Origin of the sequence: Kitasatospora brasiliensis, from assembly GCF_032654805.1 — a bacterium.
Classification (GTDB): Bacteria; Actinomycetota; Actinomycetes; order Streptomycetales; family Streptomycetaceae; genus Kitasatospora; species Kitasatospora brasiliensis.
Genome location: NZ_JAUOOW010000001.1, coordinates 1,056,702 through 1,083,438, shown reverse-complemented (window position 1 = coordinate 1,083,438; position 26,737 = coordinate 1,056,702). Strand labels below are relative to the sequence as shown.

At 72.3% G+C, this 26,737-nt stretch carries 24 protein-coding genes; 16 read left to right on the top strand and 8 right to left on the bottom strand.

Annotation, left to right across the window (positions count from 1 at the left end):
* The first annotated feature begins 89 nt into the window (after window positions 1–89).
* On the top strand, window positions 90–3,623 hold the full coding sequence (gene dnaE / locus QWJ13_RS04930; RefSeq protein ID WP_316520729.1) for a DNA polymerase III subunit alpha: 3,534 nt from the start codon (window positions 90–92) through the stop codon (window positions 3,621–3,623).
* Between the two features lie 66 nt (window positions 3,624–3,689).
* On the opposite strand, the gene QWJ13_RS04925 is transcribed toward dnaE, so the two are convergent.
* Window positions 3,690–4,577, bottom strand: coding sequence for a LysR family transcriptional regulator (locus QWJ13_RS04925; RefSeq protein WP_316520728.1), 888 nt, complete (start codon window positions 4,575–4,577; stop codon window positions 3,690–3,692).
* Between the two features lie 106 nt (window positions 4,578–4,683).
* On the opposite strand from QWJ13_RS04925, the gene QWJ13_RS04920 reads away from it, so the two are divergent.
* The 6 genes from QWJ13_RS04920 to QWJ13_RS04895 all read left to right on the top strand — a co-directional run bounded on the left by QWJ13_RS04920 (window position 4,684) and on the right by QWJ13_RS04895 (window position 10,987).
* On the top strand, window positions 4,684–5,571 hold the full coding sequence (locus tag QWJ13_RS04920; RefSeq protein ID WP_316520727.1) for a dihydrodipicolinate synthase family protein: 888 nt from the start codon (window positions 4,684–4,686) through the stop codon (window positions 5,569–5,571).
* A 113-nt stretch (window positions 5,572–5,684) separates the two neighbouring features.
* A complete protein-coding gene (locus tag QWJ13_RS04915) occupies window positions 5,685–6,713 on the top strand; it encodes an aspartate-semialdehyde dehydrogenase (protein ID WP_316520725.1) in 1,029 nt (342 codons plus the stop codon).
* 303 nt (window positions 6,714–7,016) lie between these two features.
* The gene (locus QWJ13_RS04910) at window positions 7,017–8,315 is read left to right on the top strand and encodes an NYN domain-containing protein (protein ID WP_316520724.1); all 1,299 of its coding nucleotides are present in this window, start codon (window positions 7,017–7,019) and stop codon (window positions 8,313–8,315) included.
* A 75-nt stretch (window positions 8,316–8,390) separates the two neighbouring features.
* Complete coding sequence (locus QWJ13_RS04905) at window positions 8,391–9,389, top strand: ABC transporter ATP-binding protein (protein WP_316520722.1); 999 nt, start codon at window positions 8,391–8,393, stop codon at window positions 9,387–9,389.
* A complete protein-coding gene (locus QWJ13_RS04900; protein ID WP_316520721.1) occupies window positions 9,386–10,192 on the top strand; it encodes an ABC transporter permease in 807 nt (268 codons plus the stop codon). The genes QWJ13_RS04905 and QWJ13_RS04900 overlap by 4 nt, the downstream gene beginning before the upstream one ends.
* 60 nt (window positions 10,193–10,252) lie before the next feature.
* Window positions 10,253–10,987 (top strand): hypothetical protein, encoded by a 735-nt coding sequence (locus tag QWJ13_RS04895; protein ID WP_316520720.1) that lies wholly within the window; start codon window positions 10,253–10,255, stop codon window positions 10,985–10,987.
* A gap of 70 nt (window positions 10,988–11,057) precedes the next feature.
* Here QWJ13_RS04895 and ybaK read toward each other — a convergent pair whose 3' ends face one another.
* The 3 genes from ybaK to QWJ13_RS04880 all read right to left on the bottom strand — a co-directional run bounded on the left by ybaK (window position 11,058) and on the right by QWJ13_RS04880 (window position 14,008).
* Window positions 11,058–11,552 (bottom strand): Cys-tRNA(Pro) deacylase, encoded by a 495-nt coding sequence (gene ybaK / locus QWJ13_RS04890; protein ID WP_316520719.1) that lies wholly within the window; start codon window positions 11,550–11,552, stop codon window positions 11,058–11,060.
* Window positions 11,553–11,593: 41 nt separating this feature from the next.
* Window positions 11,594–12,322 (bottom strand): LON peptidase substrate-binding domain-containing protein, encoded by a 729-nt coding sequence (locus QWJ13_RS04885; protein WP_316520717.1) that lies wholly within the window; start codon window positions 12,320–12,322, stop codon window positions 11,594–11,596.
* A 105-nt stretch (window positions 12,323–12,427) separates the two neighbouring features.
* Window positions 12,428–14,008, bottom strand: a complete 1,581-nt coding sequence (locus QWJ13_RS04880; protein ID WP_316520716.1) for an oxidoreductase — start codon at window positions 14,006–14,008, stop codon at window positions 12,428–12,430.
* Window positions 14,009–14,098: 90 nt separating this feature from the next.
* Here QWJ13_RS04880 and hisD point away from each other — a divergent pair, with 90 nt between their 5' ends.
* The 8 genes from hisD to hisF are packed head-to-tail and all read left to right on the top strand — an operon-like array spanning window position 14,099 to window position 19,879.
* Complete coding sequence (gene hisD, locus QWJ13_RS04875; RefSeq protein WP_316520714.1) at window positions 14,099–15,406, top strand: histidinol dehydrogenase; 1,308 nt, start codon at window positions 14,099–14,101, stop codon at window positions 15,404–15,406.
* 5 nt (window positions 15,407–15,411) lie between these two features.
* Window positions 15,412–16,512 (top strand): histidinol-phosphate transaminase, encoded by a 1,101-nt coding sequence (locus QWJ13_RS04870; protein WP_316520713.1) that lies wholly within the window; start codon window positions 15,412–15,414, stop codon window positions 16,510–16,512.
* Window positions 16,513–16,517: 5 nt separating this feature from the next.
* Window positions 16,518–17,111: an imidazoleglycerol-phosphate dehydratase HisB gene (gene hisB / locus QWJ13_RS04865; RefSeq protein ID WP_188298709.1), complete on the top strand. Its 594-nt coding sequence runs from the start codon at window positions 16,518–16,520 to the stop codon at window positions 17,109–17,111.
* A complete protein-coding gene (locus QWJ13_RS04860; RefSeq protein ID WP_316520711.1) occupies window positions 17,108–17,260 on the top strand; it encodes a hypothetical protein in 153 nt (50 codons plus the stop codon). Before hisB ends, QWJ13_RS04860 begins: the two co-directional genes overlap by 4 nt.
* A 30-nt stretch (window positions 17,261–17,290) precedes the next feature.
* Window positions 17,291–17,926: an imidazole glycerol phosphate synthase subunit HisH gene (gene hisH / locus QWJ13_RS04855; protein ID WP_316520710.1), complete on the top strand. Its 636-nt coding sequence runs from the start codon at window positions 17,291–17,293 to the stop codon at window positions 17,924–17,926.
* Between the two features lie 20 nt (window positions 17,927–17,946).
* Entirely contained in the window at window positions 17,947–18,669 is a 723-nt protein-coding gene (gene priA, locus QWJ13_RS04850; RefSeq protein ID WP_432277425.1) for a bifunctional 1-(5-phosphoribosyl)-5-((5-phosphoribosylamino)methylideneamino)imidazole-4-carboxamide isomerase/phosphoribosylanthranilate isomerase PriA, read from the top strand.
* Window positions 18,666–19,112, top strand: a complete 447-nt coding sequence (locus QWJ13_RS04845; RefSeq protein WP_316520708.1) for a RidA family protein — start codon at window positions 18,666–18,668, stop codon at window positions 19,110–19,112. The genes priA and QWJ13_RS04845 overlap by 4 nt, the downstream gene beginning before the upstream one ends.
* A complete protein-coding gene (hisF, locus tag QWJ13_RS04840; protein ID WP_316520707.1) occupies window positions 19,109–19,879 on the top strand; it encodes an imidazole glycerol phosphate synthase subunit HisF in 771 nt (256 codons plus the stop codon). The genes QWJ13_RS04845 and hisF overlap by 4 nt, the downstream gene beginning before the upstream one ends.
* A 55-nt stretch (window positions 19,880–19,934) precedes the next feature.
* Here hisF and QWJ13_RS04835 read toward each other — a convergent pair whose 3' ends face one another.
* The 4 genes from QWJ13_RS04835 to QWJ13_RS04820 form a co-directional block, all read right to left on the bottom strand.
* Window positions 19,935–20,714, bottom strand: a complete 780-nt coding sequence (locus tag QWJ13_RS04835) for a VOC family protein (RefSeq protein ID WP_316520705.1) — start codon at window positions 20,712–20,714, stop codon at window positions 19,935–19,937.
* A 153-nt stretch (window positions 20,715–20,867) separates the two neighbouring features.
* Entirely contained in the window at window positions 20,868–21,506 is a 639-nt protein-coding gene (locus QWJ13_RS04830) for a TIGR03085 family metal-binding protein (RefSeq protein WP_316520704.1), read from the bottom strand.
* Between the two features lie 188 nt (window positions 21,507–21,694).
* Window positions 21,695–25,492 carry a SpaA isopeptide-forming pilin-related protein gene (locus QWJ13_RS04825; protein WP_316520702.1) on the bottom strand — a complete coding sequence of 1,266 codons (3,798 nt, stop codon included), beginning with the start codon at window positions 25,490–25,492 and terminating at the stop codon, window positions 21,695–21,697.
* 148 nt (window positions 25,493–25,640) lie between these two features.
* Window positions 25,641–26,213 carry a hypothetical protein gene (locus QWJ13_RS04820; RefSeq protein WP_316520700.1) on the bottom strand — a complete coding sequence of 191 codons (573 nt, stop codon included), beginning with the start codon at window positions 26,211–26,213 and terminating at the stop codon, window positions 25,641–25,643.
* Window positions 26,214–26,337: 124 nt separating this feature from the next.
* Here QWJ13_RS04820 and hisI point away from each other — a divergent pair, with 124 nt between their 5' ends.
* Window positions 26,338–26,709, top strand: a complete 372-nt coding sequence (hisI, locus tag QWJ13_RS04815; RefSeq protein ID WP_316520699.1) for a phosphoribosyl-AMP cyclohydrolase — start codon at window positions 26,338–26,340, stop codon at window positions 26,707–26,709.
* Window positions 26,710–26,737: the final 28 nt, after the last annotated feature.

Here is a 26,737-nt window from a genome sequence, read left to right as displayed (position 1 = left end):
CATCCATTTCCAGGGCATCCCCTGTGACCTGCACGGATGCACGTTCGCCGGCCCACCAGACCAGCACCAGAGCCTCCGGAGGCCCCGCCTTGAGCGACCAGCCGTTCGCGCATCTGCACGTCCACACCGAGTACTCGATGCTGGACGGTGCCGCCCGGCTGAAGCAGATGTTCAAGGAGGTCGAGCGGCTCGGCCAGACCCACGTTGCCATGACCGACCACGGCAACATGTACGGCGCCGCCGAGTTCCACAAGCAGGCCACCGCCGCGGGCATCACCCCGGTCATCGGCATCGAGGCGTACGTCGCCCCGGAGTCCCGCTCGAACACCAAGCGCATCCTGTGGGGCCAGCCGCACCAGAAGCGGGACGACGTCTCCGCGTCCGGTGCGTACACCCACAAGACCATCTGGGCCCGCAACAAGGAGGGCCTGCACAACCTCTTCAAGCTGACCTCGCGCTCCTACGCCGAGGGCTGGCTGGTGAAGTGGCCCCGGATGGACAAGGAGCTGATCTCCGAGCTGTCCGGCGGCCTGATGGCCACCACCGGCTGCCCCTCCGGCGAGGTGCAGACCCGCCTGCGCCTCGGCCAGTTCGACGAGGCGCTGAAGTCCGCCGCCGACTACCAGGACATCTTCGGCAAGGAGAACTACTTCCTGGAGCTGATGGACCACGGTCTCGACATCGAGAAGCGGGTCCGCGACGGGCTGCTGGAGATCAGCAAGAAGCTGGGCATCCCCCCGGTCGTCACCAACGACTCGCACTACACCACCGAGGCCGACGCCGGCGCGCACGACCTGCTGCTCTGCGTCCAGACCGGCAAGAACCTCTCGGACCCGGACCGCTTCCGCTTCGACGGCACCGGCTACTACATCAAGTCCGCCGCCGAGATGTACGCCCTGGACTCCTCGGACGCCTGGCAGGAGGGCTGCCGCAACAGCCAGCTCCTCGTCGCCTCCCGGGTCGACACCGAGGGCATGTTCAAGTTCAAGAACCTGATGCCCCGCTTCCCCATCCCGGAGGGCTTCGAGTCCGAGGCGGACTTCTTCAAGTCCAAGGTCTGGGAGGGCATGGACTGGCGCTTCCCGGGCGGGTACGACGAGGAGCACAAGAAGCTCGCCGAGTACGAGATGGACACCATCATCCAGATGGGGTTCCCGGCGTACTTCCTCGTGGTCGCCGACTTCATCATGTGGGCGAAGAGCCAGGGCATCGCGGTGGGCCCCGGCCGTGGTTCGGCGGCCGGTTCGCTGGTCGCGTACGCGATGGGCATCACGGACCTCGACCCCATTCCGCACGGCCTGATCTTCGAGCGCTTCCTCAACCCCGAGCGCATCTCGATGCCCGATGTCGACATCGACTTCGACGAGCGTCGGCGCGGTGACGTGATCCGCTACGTGACGGAGAAGTGGGGCTCCGACAAGGTCGCCATGATCGTCACGTACGGCACCATCAAGGCGAAGGCCGCCATCAAGGACTCCTCGCGAGTCCTCGGCTACCCGTACGCGATGGGTGACCGGATCACCAAGGCGATGCCGCCGGACGTCATGGGCAAGGGCATCCCGCTGTCCGGCATCACGGACAGCAGCCACCCTCGCTACAGCGAGGCGGGCGAGATCCGCGGTCTGTACGAGACCGACCCGGACGTCAAGAAGGTCATCGACACCGCGCGCGGCATCGAGGGCCTGATCCGCCAGCCCGGCGTCCACGCCGCGGGCGTCATCATGTCCGCCGAGCCGCTGACCGACCACATCCCGGTCTGGACCCGGCACACCGACGGCGTCACCATCACGCAGTTCGACTACCCGACTTGTGAGGGCCTCGGCCTCCTCAAGATGGACTTCCTCGGCCTGCGCAACCTGACGATCATGGACGACGCCGTCAAGGCGATCGAGAAGAACAAGGGCATCAAGATCAACCTGCTTGATCTGCCCCTGGACGACAAGCCGACCTACGAACTCCTCGCCCGTGGTGACACGCTGGGCGTCTTCCAGCTCGACGGCGGGCCGATGCGCTCGCTGCTGCGGCTGATGAAGCCCGACAACTTCGAAGACATCTCCGCGGTCCTGGCGCTGTACCGACCGGGCCCGATGGGCGTCAACTCCCACACGAACTACGCGCTGCGCAAGAACGGCCAGCAGGACATCACCCCGATCCACCCGGAGCTGGAGAAGCCCCTGGAGGAGGTGCTCCGGCCGACGTACGGCCTGATCGTCTACCAGGAGCAGGTGCAGAAGGCCGCGCAGATCCTGGCCGGCTACTCGCTCGGCCAGGCAGACCTGCTGCGCCGGGCCATGGGCAAGAAGAAGAAGGAGATCCTGGAGGCGGAGTTCGTCCCCTTCCAGAAGGGCTGCCGCGAGCGCGGCTACTCGGACGCGGCCATCCAGGCCGTGTGGGACGTCCTGGTCCCCTTCTCCGGCTACGCGTTCAACAAAGCGCACACCGCCGGCTACGGACTGGTCTCGTACTGGACGGCCTACCTCAAGGCCAACTACCCGGCCGAGTACATGTCCGGGCTGCTCACCTCCGTCAAGGACGACAAGGACAAGTCCGCGGTCTACCTCAACGAGTGCCGCAAGATGGGCATCCAGGTGCTGCCGCCGGACGTCAACGAGTCGGACTCGGACTTCACCCCGCACGGTGACACCCTGGTCCGCTTCGGCCTCACCGCCATCCGCAACGTCGGTGGGCCGGTGGTCGATTCGATGATCCGGACCCGGAAGGCGAAGGGGAAGTTCGCGTCCTTCCCGGACTTCCTGGACAAGGTGGAGTCGGTGGTCTGCAACAAGCGGACCGTCGAATCGCTGATCAAGGCCGGCGCGTTCGACTCGCTCGGGCACACCCGCAAGGGCCTGAGCGCGCAGTTCGAGCCGATGATCGACAACGTCGTCGGGGTGAAGCGCAAGGAGGCCGAGGGGCAGTTCGACCTCTTCGGCGGCGACGCCACCGCGGACGAACCGAGCTTCGGGCTGGACGTGGTGTTCTCCGAGGAGGAGTGGGAGAAGTCCTTCCTGCTCACCCAGGAGCGGGAGATGCTCGGCCTGTACGTCTCCTCGCACCCGCTGCACGGCATCGAGCACGTGCTCGCCGACAAGGCGGACTGCGCGGTCGCCGACCTCGCGGAGCGGCCGGACGGGACGATCGTCACCATCGGCGGCATCATCTCGGGCCTCCAGCGGAAGATGACCAAGCAGGGCAACGCCTGGGCGATCGCGACCGTCGAGGACCTGGCGGGCTCGATCGACTGCATGTTCTTCCCGGCCAGCTACCAGCTGGTGTCCTCGCAGCTGGTCGAGGACGCGGTGGTGTTCGTGCGCGGCAAGCTGGACAAGCGCGAGGACGTGCCGCGGCTGATGGGGATGGAGCTCTCCGTCCCCGACCTGTCCAACGCGCACGCGGACGCGCCGATCATCATCAACATCCCGAGCGGGAAGGTCACCCCGCCGCTGGTGGCCCGGCTCGGCGAGGTGCTGGGCAGCCACCGGGGGACCACCGAGGTGCGGGTGCGGCTGGAGAGCCGCAACAAGACGACGGTGCTGCGGCTGGACCGGCACCGGGTGAAGTCGGACCCGGCGCTCTTCGGGGACCTGAAGCAGCTGCTCGGGCCCAGCTGCCTGGCGGGCTAGCAGGGCGTACGAAGGCCCGGGGCGCCATGGGCGCGCTCCCGGGCCTTCGGCGTTCCGCCGCAGGTCTCAGGCGCCGCCGCCCAGGCCCGGCGGCACCGCCGTGTGCAGCGCCGAGACGAAGGCGGAGATGGCCGGGTGGGAGCCGGCGCCGGCCCGGAAGGCGGCGCGGGTGCGGCGGTACATCGGCAGCCGGGTGAGCACGACGCCCGGCGGTGGCGCGGCCGCGCCCAGGTGGGGGACCAGGGCGACGCCCTGGCCGGCGCCCACCAGGGCCAGCACGGTGGTGAAGTCGTCGATCTGGTGCCGTACCCGCGGGGCGAAGCCCGCCGCCTCGCAGGCGCGGACGGCCATGGTGCGGCAGAGGGTGTCGGGCGGGGCCATGATCCACGGCGTGCCGCGCTGCTCGGCGAGGGTGCCGGGGGCGCGGGCGGCCAGGTACATGGGCTCGGTGAAGACCGGGCGGGTCACCGCCAGGCCCGGCTCCGGGTCGGTCGGGACGAGGTCGTACTCGTGCACCAGCGCCACGTCCAGCTCGCCCGCCCGCAGCGCCGCGCCGACGGCCGCCGGGTCCACCTCGGTGACCATCGGCTCCAGCCCGGGGTGCCAGCCGGCCAGCTCCGCGAGCACCGCCGGGATGATCGCGCGGGCCGCCGAAGGGTAGGTGCCGATCCGCAGCGGACCGGCCAACCCCCGCTTGGTGTGGGCGAGTTCGGCGCCCGCCTGCTCCAGCAGGGCGAGCACCGCCTCGGCGTGCCGGACCAGGTTGCGCCCGGCCGGAGTGAGGGTGACCCGCCGCCCGGTGCGCTCCAGCAGCGGGACGCCCGCCTCCTTCTCCAGGACGGACAGCTGCTGGGACACCGCCGAGGGGCTGAAGGAGAGTGCCTCGGCGACGGCCGCGATGGTGCCGAGGTGGGCGAGTTCGCGCAGCAGGCGCAGGCGTCGGACGTCCAGCATCGGCCCAGACTAGCCGAGCCCCGGCGCCGAGCATCGGCTCAGCTTACGAGAAGCGTCGGACATGTGAACTGGACCTGGGCGATCGCCCGGCCGCAGGATCGTTGGCATGGAACTCAAGGGCATCTACGTCCCCCTGATCACCCCGTTCGCCGCCGACGGCTCCATCGCGCTGGACGCGCTGGAGAAGCTCGCGAACGAGGTGCTGGACGCCGGGGCGGCCGGGCTGTGCGCGCTGGGCACCACCGGCGAGCCGGCCGCGCTGACCGCCGAGGAGCGGGACGCCGTGGTGGACGTCGCGGCGGCCGCCTGCGCCGCGCGCGGGGGCCGGCTGCTCGTCGGCGCCTCCGGCGGCGACACCCGGGCCGTCGGCGAGGCGCTGGCCGCGCTCGGCGCGCGGGTGCCGCAGGCGGCGGCGCTGGTCACCGCCCCGTCCTTCGTCCGGGCCGGCGAGGCCGGGACGGTCGCGCACTTCCGGGCGCTGGCCGCGAGCAGCCCGCTGCCGCTGGTCGTCTACCACATCCCGTACCGCACCGGGCAGCAGCTCTCCACCGCCGCGCTGCGCGAACTCGCCGCGATCGAGGGCGTGGTGGGCGTCAAGTACGCGACCGGCGGGCTGGACCAGACGGCCGCCGAGCTGCTCGCCGACGCCCCCGAGGACTTCGCCTTCCTCACCGGCGAGGACGCCTACCTGTCGCCGATGCTGGCGCTCGGCGCGGCCGGCGGCATCCTCGCCTCGGCGCACCTGGCGACCGGCCGGTTCGTGGAGCTGGCCGAGGCCTGGCAGGCCGGGGACGTCGAGCGGGCGCGGGCGCTCGGGCACCGGCTGACCGGGCTGGCGCTGTCCGCCTTCACCGCGCCGAACCCGTCGGTGACCAAGGGCGTGCTGCACGCCCAGGGCCGCATCCCGACCCCGGACGTACGGCTGCCGCTGCTGCCGGCCGGGGAGGCGGAGGTCCGCGCCGCGCTGACCCTCGCCAGTGGTCTGGACCACTAGACCGTTTCGGGAGCGCTCTCACAGCGTGGGACGCCAGGCCGCTTCACCCGCGTGACAAGGCATGATGGGCAGTGTGCGGCTGTGAACAGCACCATTCAGAGGAGTAGTCGGAGATGAAGATCGGCATTGTCGGTGCCACCGGACAGGTCGGCGGCGTGGTCCGCGAGATCCTGGCGGAGCGCAACTTCCCGGTGGAGCAGCTGCGGCTGTTCGCCTCGGCCCGCTCGGCCGGACGCACGCTGCCCTGGCAGGGCACCGAGGTCACCGTCGAGGACGCGGCCACGGCCGACTACACCGGCCTGGACATCGTGATCTTCTCGGCCGGCGGCTCGACCTCCAAGGCCCTGGCCCCCAAGGTCGCCGCGGCCGGTGCCGTCGTGATCGACAACTCCTCCGCCTGGCGCCGTGACCCCGAGGTCCCGCTGGTCGTCTCCGAGGTCAACCCCGAGGCCATCGCGGACCGACCCAAGGGCATCATCGCCAACCCGAACTGCACCACCATGGCCGCCATGCCCGTGCTGCGCCCGCTGCACGAGGAGGCGGGGCTCGCCGCCCTGATCGTCTCCACCTACCAGGCCGTGTCCGGCAGCGGTGTGGCCGGTGTCGCCGAGCTCCAGGGCCAGGCCGCCAAGGTCGTGGACAACGCCGCCGCGCTCGCCCACGACGGCGGCGCCGTGGAGTTCCCCGAGCCCCAGGTCTACAAGCGGCCGATCGCCTTCAACGTGGTGCCGCTGGCCGGCGCCATCGTCGAGGACGGCTCCAACGAGACCGACGAGGAGCAGAAGCTCCGCCACGAGAGCCGCAAGATCCTCGGCATCCCGGAGCTGAAGGTCGCCGGCACCTGCGTGCGCGTCCCGGTCTTCTCCGGCCACTCGCTCCAGATCAACGCCCGCTTCGAGCGCCCGATCAGCCCCGAGCGCGCCGTCGAGCTGCTCGGCGGCGCCCCCGGCGTCGAGCTGTCCGACATCCCCACCCCGCTCCAGGCCGCCGGCCAGGACCCGAGCTACGTGGGCCGCATCCGGGTGGACGAGACGGTGGACAACGGCCTGTCGCTGTTCGTCTCGAACGACAACCTGCGCAAGGGCGCCGCGCTGAACGCCGTCCAGCTGGCCGAGCTGGTCGCCGCCGAGCTCAAGGGCTGAACGGCTGATCTTCCGGTCAGTTGATCAGACCGGCGTCACCGGTCGGCACGCCGCCGCGTGACCCAGGGCGGGCCCCGTCGTTGTACGGGGCCCGCCTTCGCTTGTGTTTGCGCCCGGTTGGTACGGCTTTTGCGGTACCGGGACAACCGGCGAGGTTCGGCAGGCGAACCAGGGGTAAAAGGTGACCCAATGATCGGGCGGTGACGGGGTCCCCTCGCCTCGGCACGCCTGGTCGGCGGGCGGCCCCCGGGGCCGGATCGAACCACCCGACTGATTCCGAGGGCGAGCGAAAAGAGGTGCGCGATGGACCGCTGTGTCGTCCTGGTGGACGCCGGATACCTGCTGGGCGCCGCCGCCAGCCTGCTCGCCGGGGATCCTTCCCGCTCCAAGGTCACCGTCAACCACACGGCCCTGATCACCGCACTGCGTGAACGCGCCGAAGCCGAGACGGGCCTGCCGCTGCTGCGGATCTACTGGTTCGACGCCGCGCCCGACCGGCGGCCGATGCCCGAGCACCGGCGGCTGCGGGTGCTGCCCCGGGTCACCGTACGGCTCGGCGCGCTCACCCGGGCCGAGGGGCGCTGGGTGCAGAAGGGCGTGGACGCCGCGATGCACGCCGAACTCTCCGAACTCGCCCGCAACCGGGCCTGCGCCGACGTCGTACTGATCACCGGGGACGGGGACCTGCTGCCCGGCATGATGACCGCCAAGGAGCACGGCGTGGCCGTCCACCTGTGGGCGCTCCAGGCCGCCGACGGCGACTTCAACCAGTCCGAGGACCTGGTCGGCGAGGCGGACGAACGGCGGGTGCTCGACCGGGAGTGGATCGAGGGCTGCTTCTCGCTGCGCGAGCACTCCAGCATGTTCCCGGCCCCCGGCGCCCGGCAGGAGATCGCCAAGATCCTCGCCGCGCCCCCGGCCGCCCCGCCCACCACGCTGCCCGCCGTGGTGCCGCCGGTGGTCCGTCCGGTGGCCGCCGACGCCGACCAGGCGAGCCCCGCCCCCGCCGCCGACGGGCGGCCGCAACCGGCGGCCACGCTCAAGGTCGTCCCGACGCCGAAGGACCTGGCCGGGCGGGCCCCCTCCGTCAGCCCCGTCACCCCGATCACCCCGGCGGCCAACGGGACCAACGGGACCAACGGGCACAGCGTGAACGGACACGGCGCCGTCGCCCAGGCCGGGCCGGTGCTGCGCTGGTCCTCCGACCGGGGCTGGGTGGACCGGCCCGCCCCGGAGCCCGCCGTCACCGCCGGCGACAGCCTGCCCACGCTCGCCCAGCTCACCACCTCCGAGCAGCGCTGGGCCGACCGCGAGGAGGACATCACCTCCATCGGCGGCGACGCCCACGAGGTCGGGCAGGTCTTCGCCCGCCGCTGGAGCGAACGCATCGACGACGCCGAGAGACTCACCATGCTCTGGCCCGACTACCCGCGCATCCCGCACCGGGTGGACGGCGAACTGCTGCGCTACGCCGCCCGCTTCGGGCTGCTGGCGCACAAGGACGACCAGATCGACGAGCACGACCGCTACGCCATCCGGGCCGGCTTCTGGAAGGAGCTGGCGGCCAGGGTGCCCGGCGGCTCGATGGTCGTCGACGACTGAGCCGGCGGGCGGCGGGAGGCGCTCCTCGGGCCCCCTTGTCCGGTTCGCCCGTATGAGCGCGTAGAGTCTTCGGTCGTGAACGAGACGGCGGGGCGAGCACCCGAGGAACCCCTGCCGTGCGTGGCCGTGCGCGACCTGGTGAGGACCTACCGCAGCGGGCGCGGCGCGGCCGCCACCGAGATCCGGGCCAACGACGGGATCACCCTCACCGTCCGCCAGGGCGAGATCTTCGGGCTGCTCGGACCGAACGGCGCCGGGAAGTCGACGCTGGTCCGCCAGCTCACCGGACTGCTGCGCCCCGACGCGGGCTCCGTCGAACTCTTCGGCCACGACATCGTCCGGCACCCCGAACGGGCGGCCCGGCTGCTCGGCTACCTCGGACAGGAATCCACCGCGCTGGACGAGCTGACGGTGGCGCTCGCCGCCGAGACCACCGGACGGCTGCGCGGACTCACCCGGGCGCAGGCCCGTGGCGCGGCCGCGGACGTGCTGGCGGAGCTCGGACTGGAGCCCATCGCGGCCCGGCCGCTCGCCAAGCTGTCCGGTGGACAGCGGCGGCTCGCCTGCCTCGCGGCCACCCTGGTGGGAGAGCGGCCGCTGCTCGTCCTGGACGAGCCGACCACCGGCATGGACCCGGTCGCCCGGCGCGCGGTGTGGAGCGCCGTCGACCGCCGGCGCGCCGAGCACGGGACGACGGTGCTGCTGGTCACCCACAACGTGATCGAGGCGGAGACGGTGCTCGACCGGGTCGCGGTGGTGGACGACGGCCGGGTGATCGCCTGCGACACGCCCGGCGGACTCAAGGCCCTGGTGGACGGCGACGTCCGGCTCGACCTGGTCTGGCGGGACGAGGCGCCGCTCGGCGTCCCCGCCGTCGCCGCGCTGCGCGACCGGGCCGAGTGCACCGGGCGCCGCTGGACCGTCCGCACCACCCCCGAGCAGGCCCGCGAACTGGTCGCGGCCGTCACCACCGGCCCCGCCTTCGCCGCGCTCGACGACTTCACCCTCGCCACCCCGAGCCTTGAGGACGCCTACCTCAAGCTGGGCGGCCGCCACGGAGGACTGGCCAAGTGACGCTGCTCTCGGCGCCGGGGACCCGCCGGTCCACGGGCGCCCCCGCCCCGCTCGCCCCCGCCGCCCGGCTGCTGCCGGCGCTCGCGGCCGTGTACCGGGCGCAGCTCGCCCGGGCCCGGGTGGCGCGCATCCCGCTGCTGTTCGTGGCCACCTTCCAGTCGGTGGGCATCCTGGTGATGATGCGCGGCGTCGTGGACGCCGGGCAGACCTCCGAGGCCCGGTCGGTGGTCGCCGGGTCGAGCGTGCTGGTGGTCGCCTTCGTCGCGCTGAACCTGCTCGCCCAGTACTTCGGCAAGCTGCGGGCCACCGGCGGGCTCGACCACTACGCGACGCTGCCGGTGCCGGCCGCCTCGGTGGTGCTGGGCGCGGCCGCCGCGTACGCCTCCTTCACGCTGCCCGGGACGGTCGTCACGGCGGCGTTCGGGGCGGTGCTATTCGGGCTGCCGCTCGGGCAGCTGTGGGTGCTGCTGGCGGTGGTACCGCTGGCCGGGGCCGCGCTGTCCGGGCTGGGGGCGGCCTGCGGGCTGCTGGCGCCGCGGCAGGAGATCGCCACCATGCTCGGGCAGCTCGGGATGTCCGCCGCGCTGCTGCTGGGCGTGCTGCCGGTGGACCACCTCCCGCAGCCGGTGCAGTGGCTGCGGGACCTGCTGCCGTCCACGTACGGGGTGGACGCCTTCGCGCGGACGTTCGCTCCGGACCCGGACTGGGCCGCGGTGCTCGGGGACCTGGCGGTCTGCGCCGGGGTGGGCGTGGCGTCGCTGGCCGTCGCCACCTGGGCGTACCGGCGGGCGGTCTCGCGCTAGGGCCCTGCGGTCCGTACGGTGGTGGGTCGTTCGGGTGGCCGTCGTGAAACGATGGGGCCCGTGACCGTACCGAACACACCTCCGGACCCCGCCCCCGCCGACGCGCAGGCACCGGGACCGGCCGCAGCGCCCGACCCGTTCGCGCCGCCGCACGGGGCCACCGCCCTCGGAGCCGGCACGACCCCGCTGGGGGAGCGGCTGCGGTCGGAGGCGTGGGTCGGGGCGAGCGTCGTCCTCGCCTGCCTGGTGGTCGGACTGGTGATGAGCGGGCTGTGGGCCTGGCTGGCGCCCAAGGTGCCGCTGGTGGTCGACGGCGACCGCATCCTCTACGGGGACCCGGAGGGGGAGCAGCGGGCCGGCGCCGACGCGGTGTTCGTGCTCATCGGGCTGGGCGCCGGGATCGTGACCGCGCTCGGGGCCTTCCTGATGACCCGGCGGCGCGGCGGCGGCATCTCGGTCGCGGTGGGGCTGGCCATCGGCGGCCTGCTCGGATCGATCGGGGCCTGGCGGATCGGGCGGTGGCTCGGGCCGAGCACCGACCTGATCGGGGAGGCCCGGCGGGTCGGGGACGGCGGGCACTTCGACGCGAGCATCGACCTGGGGGCGATGGGGGCGCTGCTGGTGTGGCCGATGGCGGCGATGGTGGTGCTGCTGCTGCTCTCGGCGGCCTTCGGGAAGCGGGAGGAGGACCCGCCGCCGTACTGGGCACCCGTGGCGCAGGCTCCGGCGGTGCCTTCGGTGTCGCCTCCGGCGCAGGCGCCGACGGGGACGGACTTCTCGGCGGGACCCAGGTAGGCCCGTCGGTCGGCGCGGGCCGGAGCCTTCCGGTCCGCGCGGTTCCCCGCGCCCCTCTCGGCTCGCCCTGTCAGCGGGCGATGGGGGCGGTGTGGGCCTTGGTGAGGGTGATGAGGTCGATGGGGGCGAGTTCGACTTCGAGGCCGCGGCGGCCCGCCGACACGTAGACGGTGGGGTGGGTGAGCGCGCTGGCGTCGATGACGGTGCGCAGCGGCCGGCGCTGGCCCAGCGGGGAGATGCCGCCGAGGACGTAGCCGCTGCTGCGCTCGGCGGCCGCCGGGTCGGCCATGGCGGCGCGCTTGCCGCCGACGGCCGCGGCCAGGGCCTTGAGGTCGAGCTGGCCGGCGACCGGGACCACGCCGACGGTGAGGGTGCCGTCCACGTCGGCGACGAGGGTCTTGAAGACCCGCTCCGGGACGATGCCGAGGACCTCGGCGGCCTCGCCGCCGTAGGAGGCGGCGGCCGGGTCGTGGTCGTAGGCGTGCACGGTGAACGGGACGGCGGCGGCTTCCAGGGCGACGGTGGCGGGGGTGCCCTGGCCGCCCTTCCTGCTCTTCTTGGCCACGCGGGCTCCTCGGTCCGGGTCGGTCAGTTTCCGGGGCTCGGTCAGTTGGGGCTGAAGCGCTGGCGGGTGAGGTCGGCGGCGGGCAGCGAGGGCAGCCAGCCGAGCACGGCGGTCTCGCGGCGCAGCAGGTCGAGCTCGGCGCGCAGCCGCCGGGCGGTGTCGGGGCAGGCGAGCAGTTCCTGCTTGGTCGAGGTCTCGAACACCGAGGCGGCGGCGACCAGGTAGGAGAGCACCTGCGGGTCGTCCGGGAGCTCCTGGCGGCCGACGGTGCTGGCCTCGCGGGCACCGGCCAGCCGCTTCTGGTAGACCCGGAACGCCCGCTCGACCTCGGAGGCCAGCGCGCCGGAGCCCTCGCCGGGGCGCTCCTCGATCGGCTCGATCTCGCCGGTCAGGTACGGGCCGGAGACGTCCACCGAGTGCAGCCGGAACCGGGTGGTGCCGGTGACCAGCAGCTCGTAGCGGCCGTCCGGCTGCTTCTCGGCGGAGGCGACGTCGGCGACGCAGCCGATGTGGAAGATCGCCTCCAGCGGGTCACCGGTGGCGGTGCCCAGGCCGTCCAGCGGGCCGGCCGGTCCGTCCTCGGGCCGTACCGGCGCGACCTCCCGGCCGTCCCTGATCGCGAGCACGCCGAACCGCCGGGGGGCGTCCTCGGACTGTTCGAGCAGGTCGGCGACGAGACGGCGGTAGCGCTCCTCGAAGACGTTCAGGGGCAGCACCAGGCCCGGGTAGAGCACGGTGTTCAGCGGGAAGAGCGGCAGCCGTTCTGTCACGGCGGACAGCGTAGTTCCCCGAGCCGGGCGATTGCCGCCAGGTTCTCCCCTGACCCGTGTCACCCCGCGTCACCCGCGCTGTCCGCGTCACCCGCGCTGTCCGCGTCACCCGCGCTGGAGCATCCTGGTGGCGCCGGTGACGACGGTGGAGGCGAGCAGCCAGCCGATCACGACCAGCCCGGCGGAGATCCACTGGGCGCTGCCGCCGGGGTTCCAGCCGCCCTGGTTGAGGTCCACGATCGGCAGCAGCTGGTTGAGGGTGTAGAGCACCGGGTTCCAGTGCGGGCGCTCGTCGGCCTTGAGCGGCTCCAGCGGGTGGGTGGCGAACCAGAGGCTGCCGAGCGCCCAGGCGAGCAGCAGCCACAGGCCGGCCCGGCCGGGGCGGTAGCCGTAGCCGACGGTGAGGTCCTGGACGGCGCCCCAGATCCGGGCGGGCAGCGGCAGGGTGCGGCGGCGCCGGCGCTGCTTGGCGTAGAGCACCTCGCGGGCGTCGTCGTCGGCGCCGTCGCGGCGCAGGGCGGCGGCGAGCTGCTCGTAGGACTCGGGCTGGAAGTCCACCGAGGAGCCCTCCAGCCAGGCGATCCGCTGCCGGACGCCGAAGGAGCCGATCGGGCGCAGGTTCTCGTAGACGAAGCCGGTGAGGGCCAGGTGCCTGCCCAGCGGCCAGGCCGAGGGCTTGTCGACCAGGTTGCCGACCCGGGCGCGGGAGAGCGAGACGGTGCCGGTGGGGCGCTTCTTGCAGGTGAAGCGCAGCTCCGGGGTCTGGATGCGGCGCAGGGACAGCTCGTCGTCGCCCTCCAGGTGGAACTCGCCGGAGATCAGGCAGCCGCCGTCGAAACGGCTGTCGGAGAGCCGGACCCGGCCGTAGGCGCGGAAGGGGGTGATCGGGCCGTCCGGTGGCGGGACCTGGCCGTAGCCGGAGCCGTAGTAGCCGCGGGAGCCCGTCCAGCCGCCGTCGGCGGAGCCGGTCAGGTAGAGGGTGTGGCCGACGGTGATCCGGACGGCGTTGAGGCAGATGCGGTTCTGGGCCCGGTCGGCGCGCAGCTGGGCGCCGCGCAGCGAGAGCCGGCCGCCTATCCGGGCGGTGCGGATGCTCAGCTCGCCCGTGATTTCCACACGTTCGGCCTCGAAGTCCTGGTTGACGGTGATCCCGTCGGCGGAGACGGCGCGCCCGAAGCGGTCGCCGCCGACGACGGACTGGTTGAGCAGCAGGTCGGTGCCGATCTTGGCGTCGGTGAGCCGGATGCCGTCGGGCAGGCGGCAGCGGGCCAGGTGGACGTCCCCGGTGGTGGCGAGCCGGGAGGCCTCCAGCCGGGGGATCAGGCAGTTCACGAAGCGCAGCGTCGGGGCGGAGGCCTCGGAGACCAGGATCTTGTGCTCGAAGCGGCACTCGTGGAGCTCGACGTAGTGGCCGATGTCGGCGCCGGCCAGGTTGAGCGCGTCGGTGATCAGCGCGCCGCTGAGCCGCAACGAGGCGACCCGCCCGGGCGCGGGCCGCGGACCGGCCAGCAGCAGGAGGGCCAGCACCTCGGCGCGGACGGTGCGCTCGGCGCCCCAGACGGCCTCGCCGAAGGGGTCGTCGGCGTCCCGTTCACCCGTTCGCAGGTCAAGGATCTCGCCCCGGCGGTAGGCCTCCCAGAGCCTCCGCTCGACCCCGGTCCAGCCTTCCGGAGCGCGCTCCGCCATGGTTTCCCCCGTCCCCCGGTCATCTCGCCTTTCGTATCACGGACTGAAATGCGGGACCAGCGATTCCGGCCACTCCTTACACTGGGTGGCGTGATCTCTCGAATCGACCTCCGCGGCTCGCTGGACGACCCGCGTGACCTGCTGCCCCGTGCCGAGTTCGACGTCGCGGCCGCCCTGGAGAAGGTGCGGCCGATCGCCGAGGACGTACGCCATCGCGGGGTCGCGGCGCTGATCGAGATCACCGAGCGCTTCGACGGCGTCCGGCTGGAGTCGACCAGGGTCCCGGCCGAGCAGCTGACCGCCGCCCTGGAGACGCTGGACCCGAGGGTGCGGGCCGCGCTGGAGGAGTCGATCCGCCGCGCCCGTGCCGTGCACGCGGACCAGCGCCGGACCGGGCACACCACCCAGGTGGTGCCGGGCGGCACCGTCACCCAGCGCTGGGTGCCGGTCGAGCGGGTCGGCCTGTACGTGCCGGGCGGGCTGGCGGTCTACCCGTCCTCCGTGGTGATGAACGTGGTGCCGGCCCAGGAGGCGGGCGTCCAGGGCATCGCCGTCACCTCGCCGCCGCAGAAGGAGTTCGGCGGCCGGCCCCACCCGACCATCCTGGCGGCCTGCGCGCTGCTCGGCGTGGACGAGGTCTACGCCGTCGGCGGTGCCCAGGCGGTCGCGATGTTCGCCCTCGGCACCGAGGAGTGCGCGCCGGTCACCATGGTGACCGGCCCCGGCAACATCTACGTCGCCGCCGCCAAGCGCTACTTCGCCGGCCGGATCGGCATCGACTCCGAGGCCGGCCCGACCGAGATCGCCGTCCTCGCCGACGACAGCGCGCTGCCCTCCGACGTCGCCGCCGACCTGATCAGCCAGGCCGAGCACGGTCCGACCTCCGGCTCGGTGCTGGTCACCGACTCCCCGGAGCTGGCCGACGCGGTCGAGGCCGAGCTGGCCGTGCAGGTCGCCCGGACCAAGCACGGCGAGCGGGTGGCCGAGGCGCTGGGCGGCCGGCAGTCCGGCATCATCCTGGTCGACGATCTGGACCAGGGCCTCGCCGTGGTCAACGCCTACGCGGCCGAGCACCTGGAGATCCAGACCCGCGACGCCCACGCGGTGGCGGCCCGGGTGGTCAACGCCGGGGCGATCTTCATCGGCCGTTGGACCCCGGTCTCGCTGGGCGACTACGCGGCGGGCTCCAACCACGTGCTGCCGACCGGCGGCTGCGCCTGCCACTCCTCCGGGCTGTCGGTGCAGACCTTCCTGCGTGGCGTCCAGGTCGTCGAGTACGACCGGGCGGCGCTGGCGGAGGTCGCCTCGCACGTGGTCACCCTGGCGAACGCCGAGGACCTGCCGGGGCACGGGGACGCGATCAAGGCTCGTTTCGATTGGACGGTTCCCGGCTCGTGACTCCTGTGACTCGCATTGACGATCTGCCGATCCGGGACGAGCTGCGCGGCCAGTCCCCGTACGGCGCACCGCAGTTGGACGTGCCCGTCCAGCTGAACACCAACGAGAACCCGTACCCGCTGCCCGAGGAGCTGGTGGCCCGGATCGCCGAGCGCGTCGCCGAGGCCGCCCGCGGGCTGAACCGCTACCCCGACCGGGACGCGGTCGAGCTGCGCGAGGGCCTCGCCGCCTACCTCGTCAAGACCACCGGCTTCCCGGTGGGCCGCGAGCAGGTGTGGGCCGCCAACGGCTCCAACGAGGTGCTCCAGCAGCTGCTCCAGACCTTCGGCGGCCCCGGCCGCAGCGCGCTCGGCTTCGAGCCCTCGTACTCGATGCACGCGCTGATCTCCCGGGGCACCGGCACCGCCTGGATCTCCGGCCCGCGCAACGACGACTTCACCATCGACGTGGACGCCGCCCTCGCCGCCATCGCGGAGCACCGGCCGAACGTGGTGTTCATCTGCTCGCCGAACAACCCGACCGGCACCGCCGTCGAGGCCGACACCGTGCTGCGGCTGTACGAGGCCGCCCAGGCCGCCCGGCCCAGCCTGGTGGTGGTGGACGAGGCGTACGTCGAGTTCTCGCACCGCGCCTCGCTGCTGCCGCTGGTCGAGGGCCGCCCCAACCTGGTGGTCAGCCGCACCATGTCCAAGGCCTTCGGCGCGGCCGGGCTGCGCCTGGGCTACCTGGCCGCCGACGCGGCGGTGGTGGACGCGGTGCAGCTGGTGCGCCTGCCGTACCACCTGTCGGCCGTCACCCAGGCCACCGCGCTGGCCTGCCTGGAGCACACCGACACCCTGCTGGGGTACGTCGGGCGGCTCAAGGCGGAGCGCGACCGGCTGGTCGACGCGCTGCGGGGGATGGGCCTGGAGGTCACCGACTCGGACGCCAACTTCGTCCAGTTCGGCCGCTTCGCCGACACCCACGCGGTGTGGCGGGCGATCCTCGACCAGGGCGTCCTGGTCCGCGACAACGGCGTCCCCGGGTGGCTGCGGGTCACCGCCGGCACGCCCGCCGAGAACGACGCCTTCCTGGACGCCGTCCGCTTTGTGATCAAGGAGCTGTAACCCCCATGTCCCGCATCGGACGCGTCGAGCGCACCACCAAGGAGACCTCCGTCCTGGTCGAGATAGACCTCGACGGCACCGGCCGCACCGAGATCTCCACCGGCGTCGGCTTCTACGACCACATGCTCGACCAGCTCGGCCGGCACGGTCTGTTCGACCTCACCGTCAAGACCGACGGCGACCTGCACATCGACACCCACCACACCATCGAGGACACCGCCCTCGCGCTCGGCGCCGCCTTCAAGCAGGCGCTCGGCGACAAGGTGGGCATCTACCGCTTCGGCAACTGCACGGTGCCGCTGGACGAGTCGCTCGCCCAGGTCACCGTGGACCTCTCCGGTCGGCCGTACCTGGTGCACACCGAGCCCGAGGGCATCGCCCCGATGATCGGCTCGTACGACACCACGATGACCCGGCACATCCTGGAGTCCTTCGTGGCCCAGGCCCAGATCGCGCTGCACGTCCACGTGCCGTACGGGCGCAACGCCCACCACATCGTGGAGTGCCAGTTCAAGGCGCTGGCCCGGGCGCTGCGCTACGCCGCCGAGCGCGACCCGCGCGCGGCCGGAATCCTCCCCTCGACCAAGGGTGCGCTGTGAGCAAGTCCGCTCTGATCCTGATCTTCGCCGGCCTTTTCCTGGTCGGCGGAGTGATCTCCTTCTGGAAGCAGAAGCTCCCGAAGGGCGTCATCCTGGTGCTGGCCATCGGGTCCGTGATGTGCCTGGGCTCCGGCCTCATGCGCCTGTAGACCTGCCGTAGAGAGACTGGACACCTGAACATGGGCAAGAACGTCGTCGTCCTCGACTACGGCTCCGGCAACCTCCGCTCGGCGCAGCGCGCCCTGGAGCGGACCGGGGCGGAGGTCACGGTCAGCTCCGACTACGACACCGCGATGGCCGCGGACGGCCTGCTCGTCCCCGGCGTGGGCGCCTTCGAGGCCTGCATGCGCGGGCTGAAGTCCGTCCGCGGGGACTGGATCATCGGCCGCCGGCTCGCCGGGGGCCGCCCGGTCATGGGCATCTGCGTCGGCATGCAGATCCTCTTCGAGAAGGGGGTCGAGCACGGCGTGGAGACGGCCGGCTGCGACGAATGGCCGGGCGTCGTGGAGCCGCTGGACGCCCCGGTCGTCCCGCACATGGGCTGGAACACCGTGGACGTGGCCGAGGGCAGCCGGATGTTCGCCGGCCTCGACCCGGAGACCCGCTTCTACTTCGTGCACTCCTACGGGGTGCGGCACTGGGAGCTGGAGACCCACAGCGCGCGGATCAACCCGCCGCTGGTCACCTGGGCCACCCACGGGCAGCCGTTCGTCGCGGCCGTCGAGAACGGCCCGCTGTGGGCCACCCAGTTCCACCCCGAGAAGTCCGGCGACGCCGGCGCCGCCCTGCTGACCAACTGGGTCAACACCCTCTGAGCGTCTGAGAGTTGTTTCTGATGAGCCTTGAGCTGCTGCCCGCCGTCGACGTCCGCGACGGTCAGGCCGTCCGCCTGGTCAAGGGCGCCTCCGGCACCGAGACCTCCTTCGGCGAGCCGCTGGCCGCCGCCCTCGCCTGGCAGAACGCCGGCGCCGAGTGGCTGCACCTGGTCGACCTCGACGCCGCCTTCGGCACCGGCACCAACTACGAGCTGCTGCGCGAGGTCACCGGACAGCTGGACATCAAGGTCGAGCTGTCCGGCGGCATCCGCGATGACGAGTCGCTCGCCCGCGCGCTCGCCACCGGCTGCACCCGGGTCAACCTCGGCACCGCCGCCCTGGAGGCCCCGGAGTGGGTCGCCAAGGCCATCGCCGAGCACGGCGACAAGATCGCCGTCGGTCTGGACGTGGTCGGCACCACCCTGCGCGGCCGCGGCTGGACCCGCGACGGCGGCCAGCTCTTCGACGTGCTGGCGCGCCTCGACCAGGAGGGCTGCGCCCGCTACGTCGTCACCGACGTCAACCGGGACGGCACCCTGACCGGCCCCAACCTCCAGCTGCTGCGCGACGTCTGCGCCGCGACGGACAAGCCCGTGGTCGCCTCCGGCGGCGTCTCCTCGCTGGACGACCTGCGGGCGATCGCCTCGCTCGTCGGCGAGGGTGTCGAGGGCGCCATCGTGGGCAAGGCACTCTACGAGCAGAAGTTCACCCTCGAAGAGGCCCTGGAGGCGGTTTCCGGATGACGGACGGTCGGATCGTACGTGGCGAGGTCGTACGTGGTCGGGTCGGCGGATCCTCCCCGTGGGAGGACGAGTTCGGCTACTCCCGGGCGGTCGCCGCGGGCGACCACGTGCACGTGGCCGGCTCCACCGCCTGGGTGGACGGCCGGATCGAGCACGAGGGCGACCCGTACCGGCAGACCCTCGCCGCGTTCGGCGTCGGTCTCACGGCCCTCGCCGCGTACGGTCTGACCGCGGACGACGTGGTCCGCACCCGGATGTACATCACCCACGTCCGCGACGCCGAGGAGGTGGGCCGCGCCCACAGTGAACTCTTCGACGCCGTACGCCCGGTGGCCACCATGGTGGTGGTCGAGGGACTGATCGACTCCCGGATGATGGTCGAGGTCGAGATCGACGCGTACCGGTCCGGACTGGCAAAGACCCTGGAAGGCAAGCAGCAGTGACCCTCGCAGTTCGTGTCATCCCCTGCCTGGACGTGGACGCCGGGCGGGTGGTCAAGGGCGTCAACTTCCAGAACCTGCGCGACGCCGGCGACCCGGTCGAGATGGCCAAGCTCTACGACGCCGAAGGCGCCGACGAGTTGACCTTCCTCGACATCACCGCCTCCTCCGGCGACCGGGAGACCACCTACGACGTGGTGCGCCGCACCGCCGAGCAGGTGTTCATCCCGCTGACCGTCGGCGGCGGCATCCGCGCCGTCGAGGACGTGGACAAGCTGCTGCGGGCCGGCGCGGACAAGGTCGGCGTCAACACCGCGGCGATCGCCCGTCCGGAACTGGTCCGCGAGATCGCCCAGCGCTTCGGGCGCCAGGTGCTGGTGCTCTCGGTGGACGCCCGGCGCTGCCCGCCCGGTACCGAGACCGCCTCCGGCTACGAGGTCACCACCCACGGCGGGCGCCAGGGCACCGGCCTGGACGCCGTCGAATGGGCGGGCCGCGCGGCCGAGTTGGGGGCCGGCGAGATCCTGCTCAACTCGATGGACGCGGACGGCACCAAGGACGGCTACGACCTGGAGATGATCCGGGCCGTGCGCGCGGCCGTCTCGGTGCCGGTGATCGCCTCCGGCGGGGCGGGCAAGCTCGCGGACTTCGCCCCGGCCGTCGAGGCGGGCGCTGACGCGGTGCTGGCCGCCAGCGTGTTCCACTTCGGGGACCTGCGGATCGGCGAGGTCAAGGGCGCGCTGCGGGAGGCCGGGCACCCGGTGCGGTGACCGTGCGGTTTCAGGGCCCGTGGTTCCCGAGGAACCGCGGGCCCTCGCCATGTGCTCACTCCTGGTTCGGATCGCCCTTGATCAGCGCGAACGGGGCGCCGTTCGGGTCCGCGAGCCAGGCGATCCGGCCGACGCCCTTGACGTCCGAGGCCGGCATCAGCACCGAGCCGCCGGCCGCCGTCGCCTTGGCCACGTGCGCGTCCACGTCCTCGGCGGCGAAGTACGGCGTCCAGGCGGCGGGCTGCTCCGGGGACATGGTCGGGGCGATGCCGCCGAAGCCGGCGGCGTCCTGGTCGCCCTCGGCGGTGGAGATCACCCGGTAGGACATGCCCGGCGACGGCTCGAACTTCTCCACCCGCCAGCCGAAGATCTGCCGGTAGAAGGCGAAGGCGGCGTCCGGGTCGGAGACGTGCAGCTCGGACCAGACCAGGGCGTCGTCCTGCGAGACGGCGTCCAGGCCCTTGGTGTCGCCCGCCTGCCAGACGGCGAACTCGGCGCCCTGCGGATCGGTGAGCGCGGCGAACCGGCCCTCCCGCATGACGTCCGACGGCGGCACGCGCACGGTGGCTCCGGCCTGCACGGCGGCCTTGACGACGGCGTCCGCGTCCTCGGTGCGGAAGTACGTCGTCCAGGCTGAGCGCGAGCCCGGGTCGAGATCGCCGACGGCGCCGACGGTCTTGCCGCCCAGCTGGAGGAACCCGTAGCCGCCGGCCTCGGGGATCTCCAGGAAGCTCCAGCCGAACACCTTGCCGTAGAACCCGGCGGTGGCGCGGATGTCCGGGCTGCCCAGGTCGATCCAGCAGGGCGAGCCGATCGGGAAGTCGGTGGTGATCATGGAAGGGTGCCCCTTCGACGGAGGGTGACCGGCCTGCCCTGATCGGACCCCGGCCCCTGCGAGTCTGCACCCGGGCACTGGCATCCGCAGCCGGAGAGAGGGGAGGGCCCGTCCATCCAGGCGGGCCCGTACTCCGTCGTTGTCGGCGCGGGGTCAGGGCAGCGGCAGCACGTGGCGCAGGGCCTCGACGGCGTCCGGCGCGCCGTCGACCGTCAGGGTGGTCCGCTCGCCGCGGCCGTAGACGAACAGGACCAGCTCGGCGGGCTCGCCGGTGATCCGGACGGTGGGCGAGCCGGCCGGGCCGACGGTGAGCGACCGGCCGTCCGGATGGGCGAGCACCAGGCGGACGGGGGAGCGGCGGCCCGCCTCGTACCGGGCAATGAGCGGCAGCCGGCGCCACAGCGCCTCGGCACGGCCCGGCGGGACCGGCTGCGGCGTCCACTCCTCGGTCGCGCGCAGGACGTCCTCGGCGTGGACGTAGTACTCGATGGTGTTCGCCAGCTCGTCGGCCCCGGGCAGCGCGAACGGCGAGTACACCGGCGGCCCGGCCCGGAACAGCCGGACCAACTCCTCGTACGGCCGCCCGGCGTACTCGTCCTGCACCCGCCGCGTCCACCCGGCCAGCGCCCCGACCCGGATCCCGGCCGCCGCATCGGGCCGCCGCTCCCGCACCACCAGATGCGCGGCGAGGTCCCGGGTCGTCCACCCGGCACAGAGAGTCGGCGCGTCCGGCCCGGCGGCGACGAGGAGTTGGGCGAGACGATGGCGTTCGGCGAGTGCGTTATTGGACATGTCGTCAGCCTAGGGCCCGGGTGCCCGGCGGGGTGCCTTTGGGCGGTCTTCGCGTCGAATGCCGCCGAGAAGCCGACGCTCTCGGTGGGTGAGGGGCGGGAAACGCGGCCGGCCGGAGGAGCCGTCCGTCGGCTCCTCCGGCCAGTCCGTCACATCAGGCGGTCAGCCGCCCGTGCTGTAGCGGTTCTTCAGATGCGCTCCTCGTGAGTACGCCACTCCTGGTTCGCCGGGTCGCACGGGTTCGGCGGGCACGGCTCGGGCGGGCAGGGCTCGGGCGGGCACTTCTTGCTGTCCTCGACCGTGATCGCCACGCACGGGCAGTCCTTGGTCAGCTCGACCTTGGTCACCGGGGACTGCGGCAGGTCGTAGCCGTCCGGCGCCGAGACCTCCTGCCAGTAGTACGTGCCCAACGGCAGGTTGCTCGCGGAGCAGACGCCGTCGGTCCCGGTGGTGCAGGGCGCGCCCACCTTGGTGTCCGGGTTGGTGCCGGTGGTCTGGAGGCCGGGGATGCCGTTGGTCTCCCGCCACAGCTGGAAGACGGCACCGGCCAACGGCTGCCAGGTCTCCGAGTCGACCTTGGTGACGCTGGTGGAGCCGGGGTTGGTGGCGGTCCTGGTGTCCTGGACGGTGACGGGGACGTTCTGGCCGTTGGTGTCGAGGACGACGGTGGTCACGGGTTGTGTGGGCAGGTCGTAGCCGGGGGGAGCTGCGGTTTCCTGCCAGTAGTAGGTGCCCAGTGGCAGGTTGTTGGCGGAGCAGGTGCCGTTGGTGGGGGTGGTGCAGGGGGTGCCGATCGTGGTGTCGGGGTTGATGCCGTTGGTCTGGAGGCCGGGGATGCCGTTGGTCTCGTGCCAGAGCTGGAAGGTGGCGCCGGCCAGGGGCTGGTGGGTCGTCGAGTCGACCTTGGTCACGCTGGTGGAGCCGGTCGGGGCGACGGTCTTGATGTCTTCGACGGTGACGGGGACGTTCTGGCCGTTGGTGTCGAGGACGACGGTGGTCACGGGTTGTGTGGGCGGGTCGTAGCCGGGAGGGGCTGCGGTTTCCTGCCAGTAGTACGTGCCCAGCGGCAGATCACTGGCCGAGCAGACGCCCGTGTCGGGAGTGATGCACGGCGAGCCGACCTGGGTGTCCGGGTTCGTCCCGGTGGTCTGGAGGCCGGGGATGCCGTTGGTCTCGTGCCAGAGCTGGAAGGTGGCACCGGCCAGCGGTTGCGAGGTGACGGAGTCGACCTTCAGCACACTGGTCGAGCCGGCCGGAACGACGCTCTTGCTGTCCTGGACGGTGACGGGGACGTTCTGGCCGTTGGTGTCGAGGACGACGGTGGTCACGGGTTGTGTGGGCAGGTCGTAGCCGGGGGGAGGAACGGTCTCCTGCCAGTAGTACGTGCCGAGCGGGAGCCCGGAGGCCGAGCAGACGCCGTTGGCGGGGGTGACGCAGGGCGAGCCGACCGGGGTGTCGGGGTTGGCGCCGGTGGTCTGGAGGCCGGGGATGCCATTGGTCTCGTGCCAGAGCTGGAACACGGCCCCGGCCAGCGGCTGGCCGGTGACGGCGTCGACCTTGGTGACGTTGGTCGAGCCGGTCGGGACGACGGTCCTGCTGTCCTCGACGGTGACCGGGATGTGCTGACCGTTGATGTCGATGACGACCGTTGTCACGGGTTGCGTGGGGAGGTCGTAGCCGGGGGGAGCCGCGGTCTCCTGCCAGTAGTAGGTGCCCAGCGGGAGCCCGGAGGCCGAGCAGACGCCGTCGGCCGGGGTGATGCACGGCGAGCCGACCGGGGTGTCGGGGTTGGCGCCGGTGGTCTGGAGGCCGGGGACGCCGTTGGTCTCGTTCCAGAGCTGGAAGGTCGCGCCCGCCAGCGGCTGGCCGGTGACGGCGTCGACCTTCGTCACGCTGGTCGAGCCGGTCGGGGCGATGGCCATGGTGTCCTCGACGGTGACCGCGACGTTCTGCCCGTTGGCGTCCAGTTCGACGGTGGTCACGTTGAGGCCGGGCAGCTCGTAACCGTCGGGTGCGGAAACCTCCTGCCAGTAGTAGGTGCCGAGCGGCAGGCCGTCCGCCGAGCAGACGCCGTCGGCGGGGGTGACGCACGGCGAGCCGACCGGGGTGTCGGGGTTGGCGCCGGTGGTCTGGAGGCCGGGGACGCCGTTGGTCTCGTGCCACAGCTGGAACACGGCCCCGGCCAGTGGCTGGTGGGTCGCCGAGTCGACCTTGGTGACGGTGGTGGAGGCCGTCGGGGCGATGGCCATGGTGTCCTCGACGGTGACCGCGACGTTCTGCCCGTTGGCGTCCAGTTCGACGGTGGTCACGTTGAGGTCGGGCAGGTCGTAGCCGGGGGGAGCCGCGGTCTCCTGCCAGTAGTACGTGCCCAGCGGCAGGTCACTGGCGGAGCAGACGCCGTTGGCGGGGGTGACGCAGGGCGAGCCGACCGGGGTGTCGGGGTTGGCGCCGGTGGTCTGGAGGCCGGGGACGCCGTTGGTCTCGTGCCACAGCTGGAACACGGCCCCGGCCAGTGGCTGGTGGGTCGCCGAGTCGACCTTGGTGACGCTGGTGGACCCGACCTCGACGATCGGGCTCCTGGCGTCGGGCACGGTCACCTGGACGGTCTGCCCGTTGGTGTCGAGGACCACGGTCGTCACCGCGGGCTGCGGCAGCTCGTAGCCGGGGGGAGCCTCGGTCTCCTGCCAGTAGTAGGTGCCCAGCGGGAGGCCGCCCTCGGTGCAGAGGCCGTTCGCCCCGGTGGTGCAGGGCGCGCCCACCTTGGTGTCCGGGTTGGTGCCGTTGGTTTGGAGACCGGGGATGTCGTTGGTCTCCCGCCACAGCTGGAAGGTCGCGCCGGCCAGCGGCTGGTCCGTCGCGGAGTCGACCTTCAGCACGCTGGTCGAAGCGGTGGCCGGGGCGGCGCCGCAGTCCGGGAGGTCACCGTCGAACGGGTAGGCGTGGAACTCGGAACCGGTCATCCCGCCGCCGGAGTTCTGCACCAGGGAGCCGGTGGTGAAGAACCGCCCGTTGAAGCCGGGCATGCCCATGGTGGCGGTGCTGGCCGGGTTGCCCACCAGCACGCTGCCCTGGAACTGCCCCGATCCGATGAGGCTGACCGTCGTCGCGGTGGGGAAGTTCCACAGCAGGCGCTCGCGCAGCTGGTTCCAGGGGTCGGTGTCCTCAAGGCTGCCGCTGTAGGTGTTGATGACGCGGGCGTCGCCCAGGAGATTGACCAGCACCGTCGCGTTCGAGGGGATGCCTTGGAAGACGATGCCCTGCTGGCCGGTGCCGTTGCCGACGATGTCGAAGTCGACGTTGAAGACCTGGAGCGCGGAGGTGCCGTCACCGGTGAACAGGGTCTGGTACCCCTGGTTGACGGCGGTTCCGGTGGCGGGGCGGGGCGGGGTGGGCCCGGCGTAGCACTGGCTTGCCGCCTGGAGCTCGCCGCGCAGCGGCTGGTAGGCGGCCACGGCCTGCGGGTCCTGGATCACCGTTCCGGCGATGTCGCCCGTGACCGCGCCCGCGTGGCGGACAACGCCGCCTTCGGCCAGGAGCGTCTCTCCCGGGGCCACGGTGACGTTCCCGCCGGTGGTGAGGAAGTCGGCGCCGTCCGGCGGGGGGACCCGTGAGCCGCCGCCGACGATGCCGATGTTGAAGACGGAGCTGGCTCCGGCGGCCTTGGCCACGTCGAAGCTGCCGAGGGTCACCACGTGGCCCTCGGCCTCCGCGGCCGACTCCCTGACGTCGTAGTCGCCGCCGACGAAGATGTTCACCCCGGCGTCACGGCCCGCGAAGGGGCCGCTGTTGACCGGCGGGAACGTCGCCGGACAGTCCGCGCCCAGGCACGGCCCGAGACCGCCCGGAAGACCGGCCGCCTGCGCGGTCGACGGTTCGACGAGTGACAACCCGAAGGGCACGAGTGTCAAGGCCAGGGCGGTGGTCATCGCCCTGGCGAGTTTGCGTCTCCAGGTGACGGCGGTCACCCGGTTCTGACTGGACTTCACCTCAGTCCTCTCACCAAGCGGACACGAATTGAGCGTTCGAAGTCTCCGGGGCCGTGGAGCCGGGCGGCTGAGGCTCGCGGATGGTGTCCTTCGAACGCCGAGGCGAAGGCACTCGATCGGTTGTACGGGCCGGTGAGGGGCCGGAGGGCTACGGGTGGAGGTTTCCGGTGAGCTTGGCACCGCCCTGCTTGTTGCTGCCGGTCAGGGTGCAGGTGTAGTCCCGCCAGCCCTGCTGGTAGTTGACCATCGCCGGGCCGAACTGGCGGCCGTAGTAGGCCTTCCCGTCGGCCTGACGGGCCTTGGCGGCGGCCTCGGCCTCCTTGCAGCCGTCCCGCATGGCCAGCGAGACCTGGATCTCGCCGGTCAGGCCGTCGGCCAGCTTGAGATCGGCGATCACCTCGCCGTCGTGCTCGCCGGCGCAGGGGCGTTCCTCGGCCTTGGTGATCACCGGGCTCAGCTGCGGGTGGTCGAAGCAGGCGCCGACCGGGAAGAAGGCGTACGGCGGCTGCGGCTTGGTCGGGGTGGGCGTCGGCGTGGGGGTCGGAGTCGGGGTGGCCGTGGGGGTGGGCGGGGGCGGCGCGGCGACCGGCTTCTCGTCGTCCGGCCACAGCACCGCGGTGGCCACCACCGCGAGCAGGACGACCAGCACGGCGGCGACGGTGAGGACCAGGCCGCGGGACGGACGGGAGGCGGCGGCTGCGGGCGGCTGCTCGGAGGTCATGGCCATGAGAATGGCCCACCGGGCTCCCGCCCGGCAGGCGGTTGGCCGAAATCGCCCCGTACGGTGAGGCCCGGGCGCCGGAAGGTCCCGTCGGGGCGGTGGGGCGGGCTGACACAATGGGGCCATGTCCACCACACCCGCCGCTCCCGGCACCACTGCCCTCGCACCCGAGATCGCCGCGCGGCTCAAGCGCACCGAGGACGGGCTGATCCCGGCCATCGCCCAGCAGTACGACACCGGTGAGGTGCTGATGCTCGGCTGGATGGACGACGAGGCGCTGCACCGCACGCTCAGCACCGGGCGCTGCACGTACTGGAGCCGCAGTCGGCGGGAGTACTGGGTGAAGGGGGACACCTCGGGGCACGCCCAGGCGGTCAAGTCGGTGGCCCTGGACTGCGACGGTGACACCCTGCTGGTCAAGGTCGACCAGACGGGCGCGGCCTGCCACACCGGGGACCGCACCTGCTTCGACGCCGATGTGCTTCCGCTCGCCTGACTCACAAGACCCCCGTCCACAACTCCAG

Excerpts from the sequence above, each read along its gene's own strand:
- QWJ13_RS04835 (WP_316520705.1), bottom strand. The coding sequence starts at position 20,714 with ATGATCACCACCGACTTCCCGATCGGCTCGCCCTGCTGGATCGACCTG.
- QWJ13_RS04925 (WP_316520728.1), bottom strand. The coding sequence starts at position 4,577 with ATGCTGGACGTCCGACGCCTGCGCCTGCTGCGCGAACTCGCCCACCTC.
- QWJ13_RS04910 (WP_316520724.1), top strand. The coding sequence starts at position 7,017 with ATGGACCGCTGTGTCGTCCTGGTGGACGCCGGATACCTGCTGGGCGCC.
- QWJ13_RS04915 (WP_316520725.1), top strand. The coding sequence starts at position 5,685 with ATGAAGATCGGCATTGTCGGTGCCACCGGACAGGTCGGCGGCGTGGTC.
- QWJ13_RS04820 (WP_316520700.1), bottom strand. The coding sequence starts at position 26,213 with ATGACCTCCGAGCAGCCGCCCGCAGCCGCCGCCTCCCGTCCGTCCCGC.
- QWJ13_RS04880 (WP_316520716.1), bottom strand. The coding sequence starts at position 14,008 with ATGGCGGAGCGCGCTCCGGAAGGCTGGACCGGGGTCGAGCGGAGGCTC.
- QWJ13_RS04830 (WP_316520704.1), bottom strand. The coding sequence starts at position 21,506 with ATGTCCAATAACGCACTCGCCGAACGCCATCGTCTCGCCCAACTCCTC.
- QWJ13_RS04920 (WP_316520727.1), top strand. The coding sequence starts at position 4,684 with ATGGAACTCAAGGGCATCTACGTCCCCCTGATCACCCCGTTCGCCGCC.
- hisH (WP_316520710.1), top strand. The coding sequence starts at position 17,291 with ATGGGCAAGAACGTCGTCGTCCTCGACTACGGCTCCGGCAACCTCCGC.
- QWJ13_RS04845 (WP_316520708.1), top strand. The coding sequence starts at position 18,666 with ATGACGGACGGTCGGATCGTACGTGGCGAGGTCGTACGTGGTCGGGTC.
- priA (WP_432277425.1), top strand. The coding sequence starts at position 17,947 with ATGAGCCTTGAGCTGCTGCCCGCCGTCGACGTCCGCGACGGTCAGGCC.
- hisB (WP_188298709.1), top strand. The coding sequence starts at position 16,518 with ATGTCCCGCATCGGACGCGTCGAGCGCACCACCAAGGAGACCTCCGTC.
- hisI (WP_316520699.1), top strand. The coding sequence starts at position 26,338 with ATGTCCACCACACCCGCCGCTCCCGGCACCACTGCCCTCGCACCCGAG.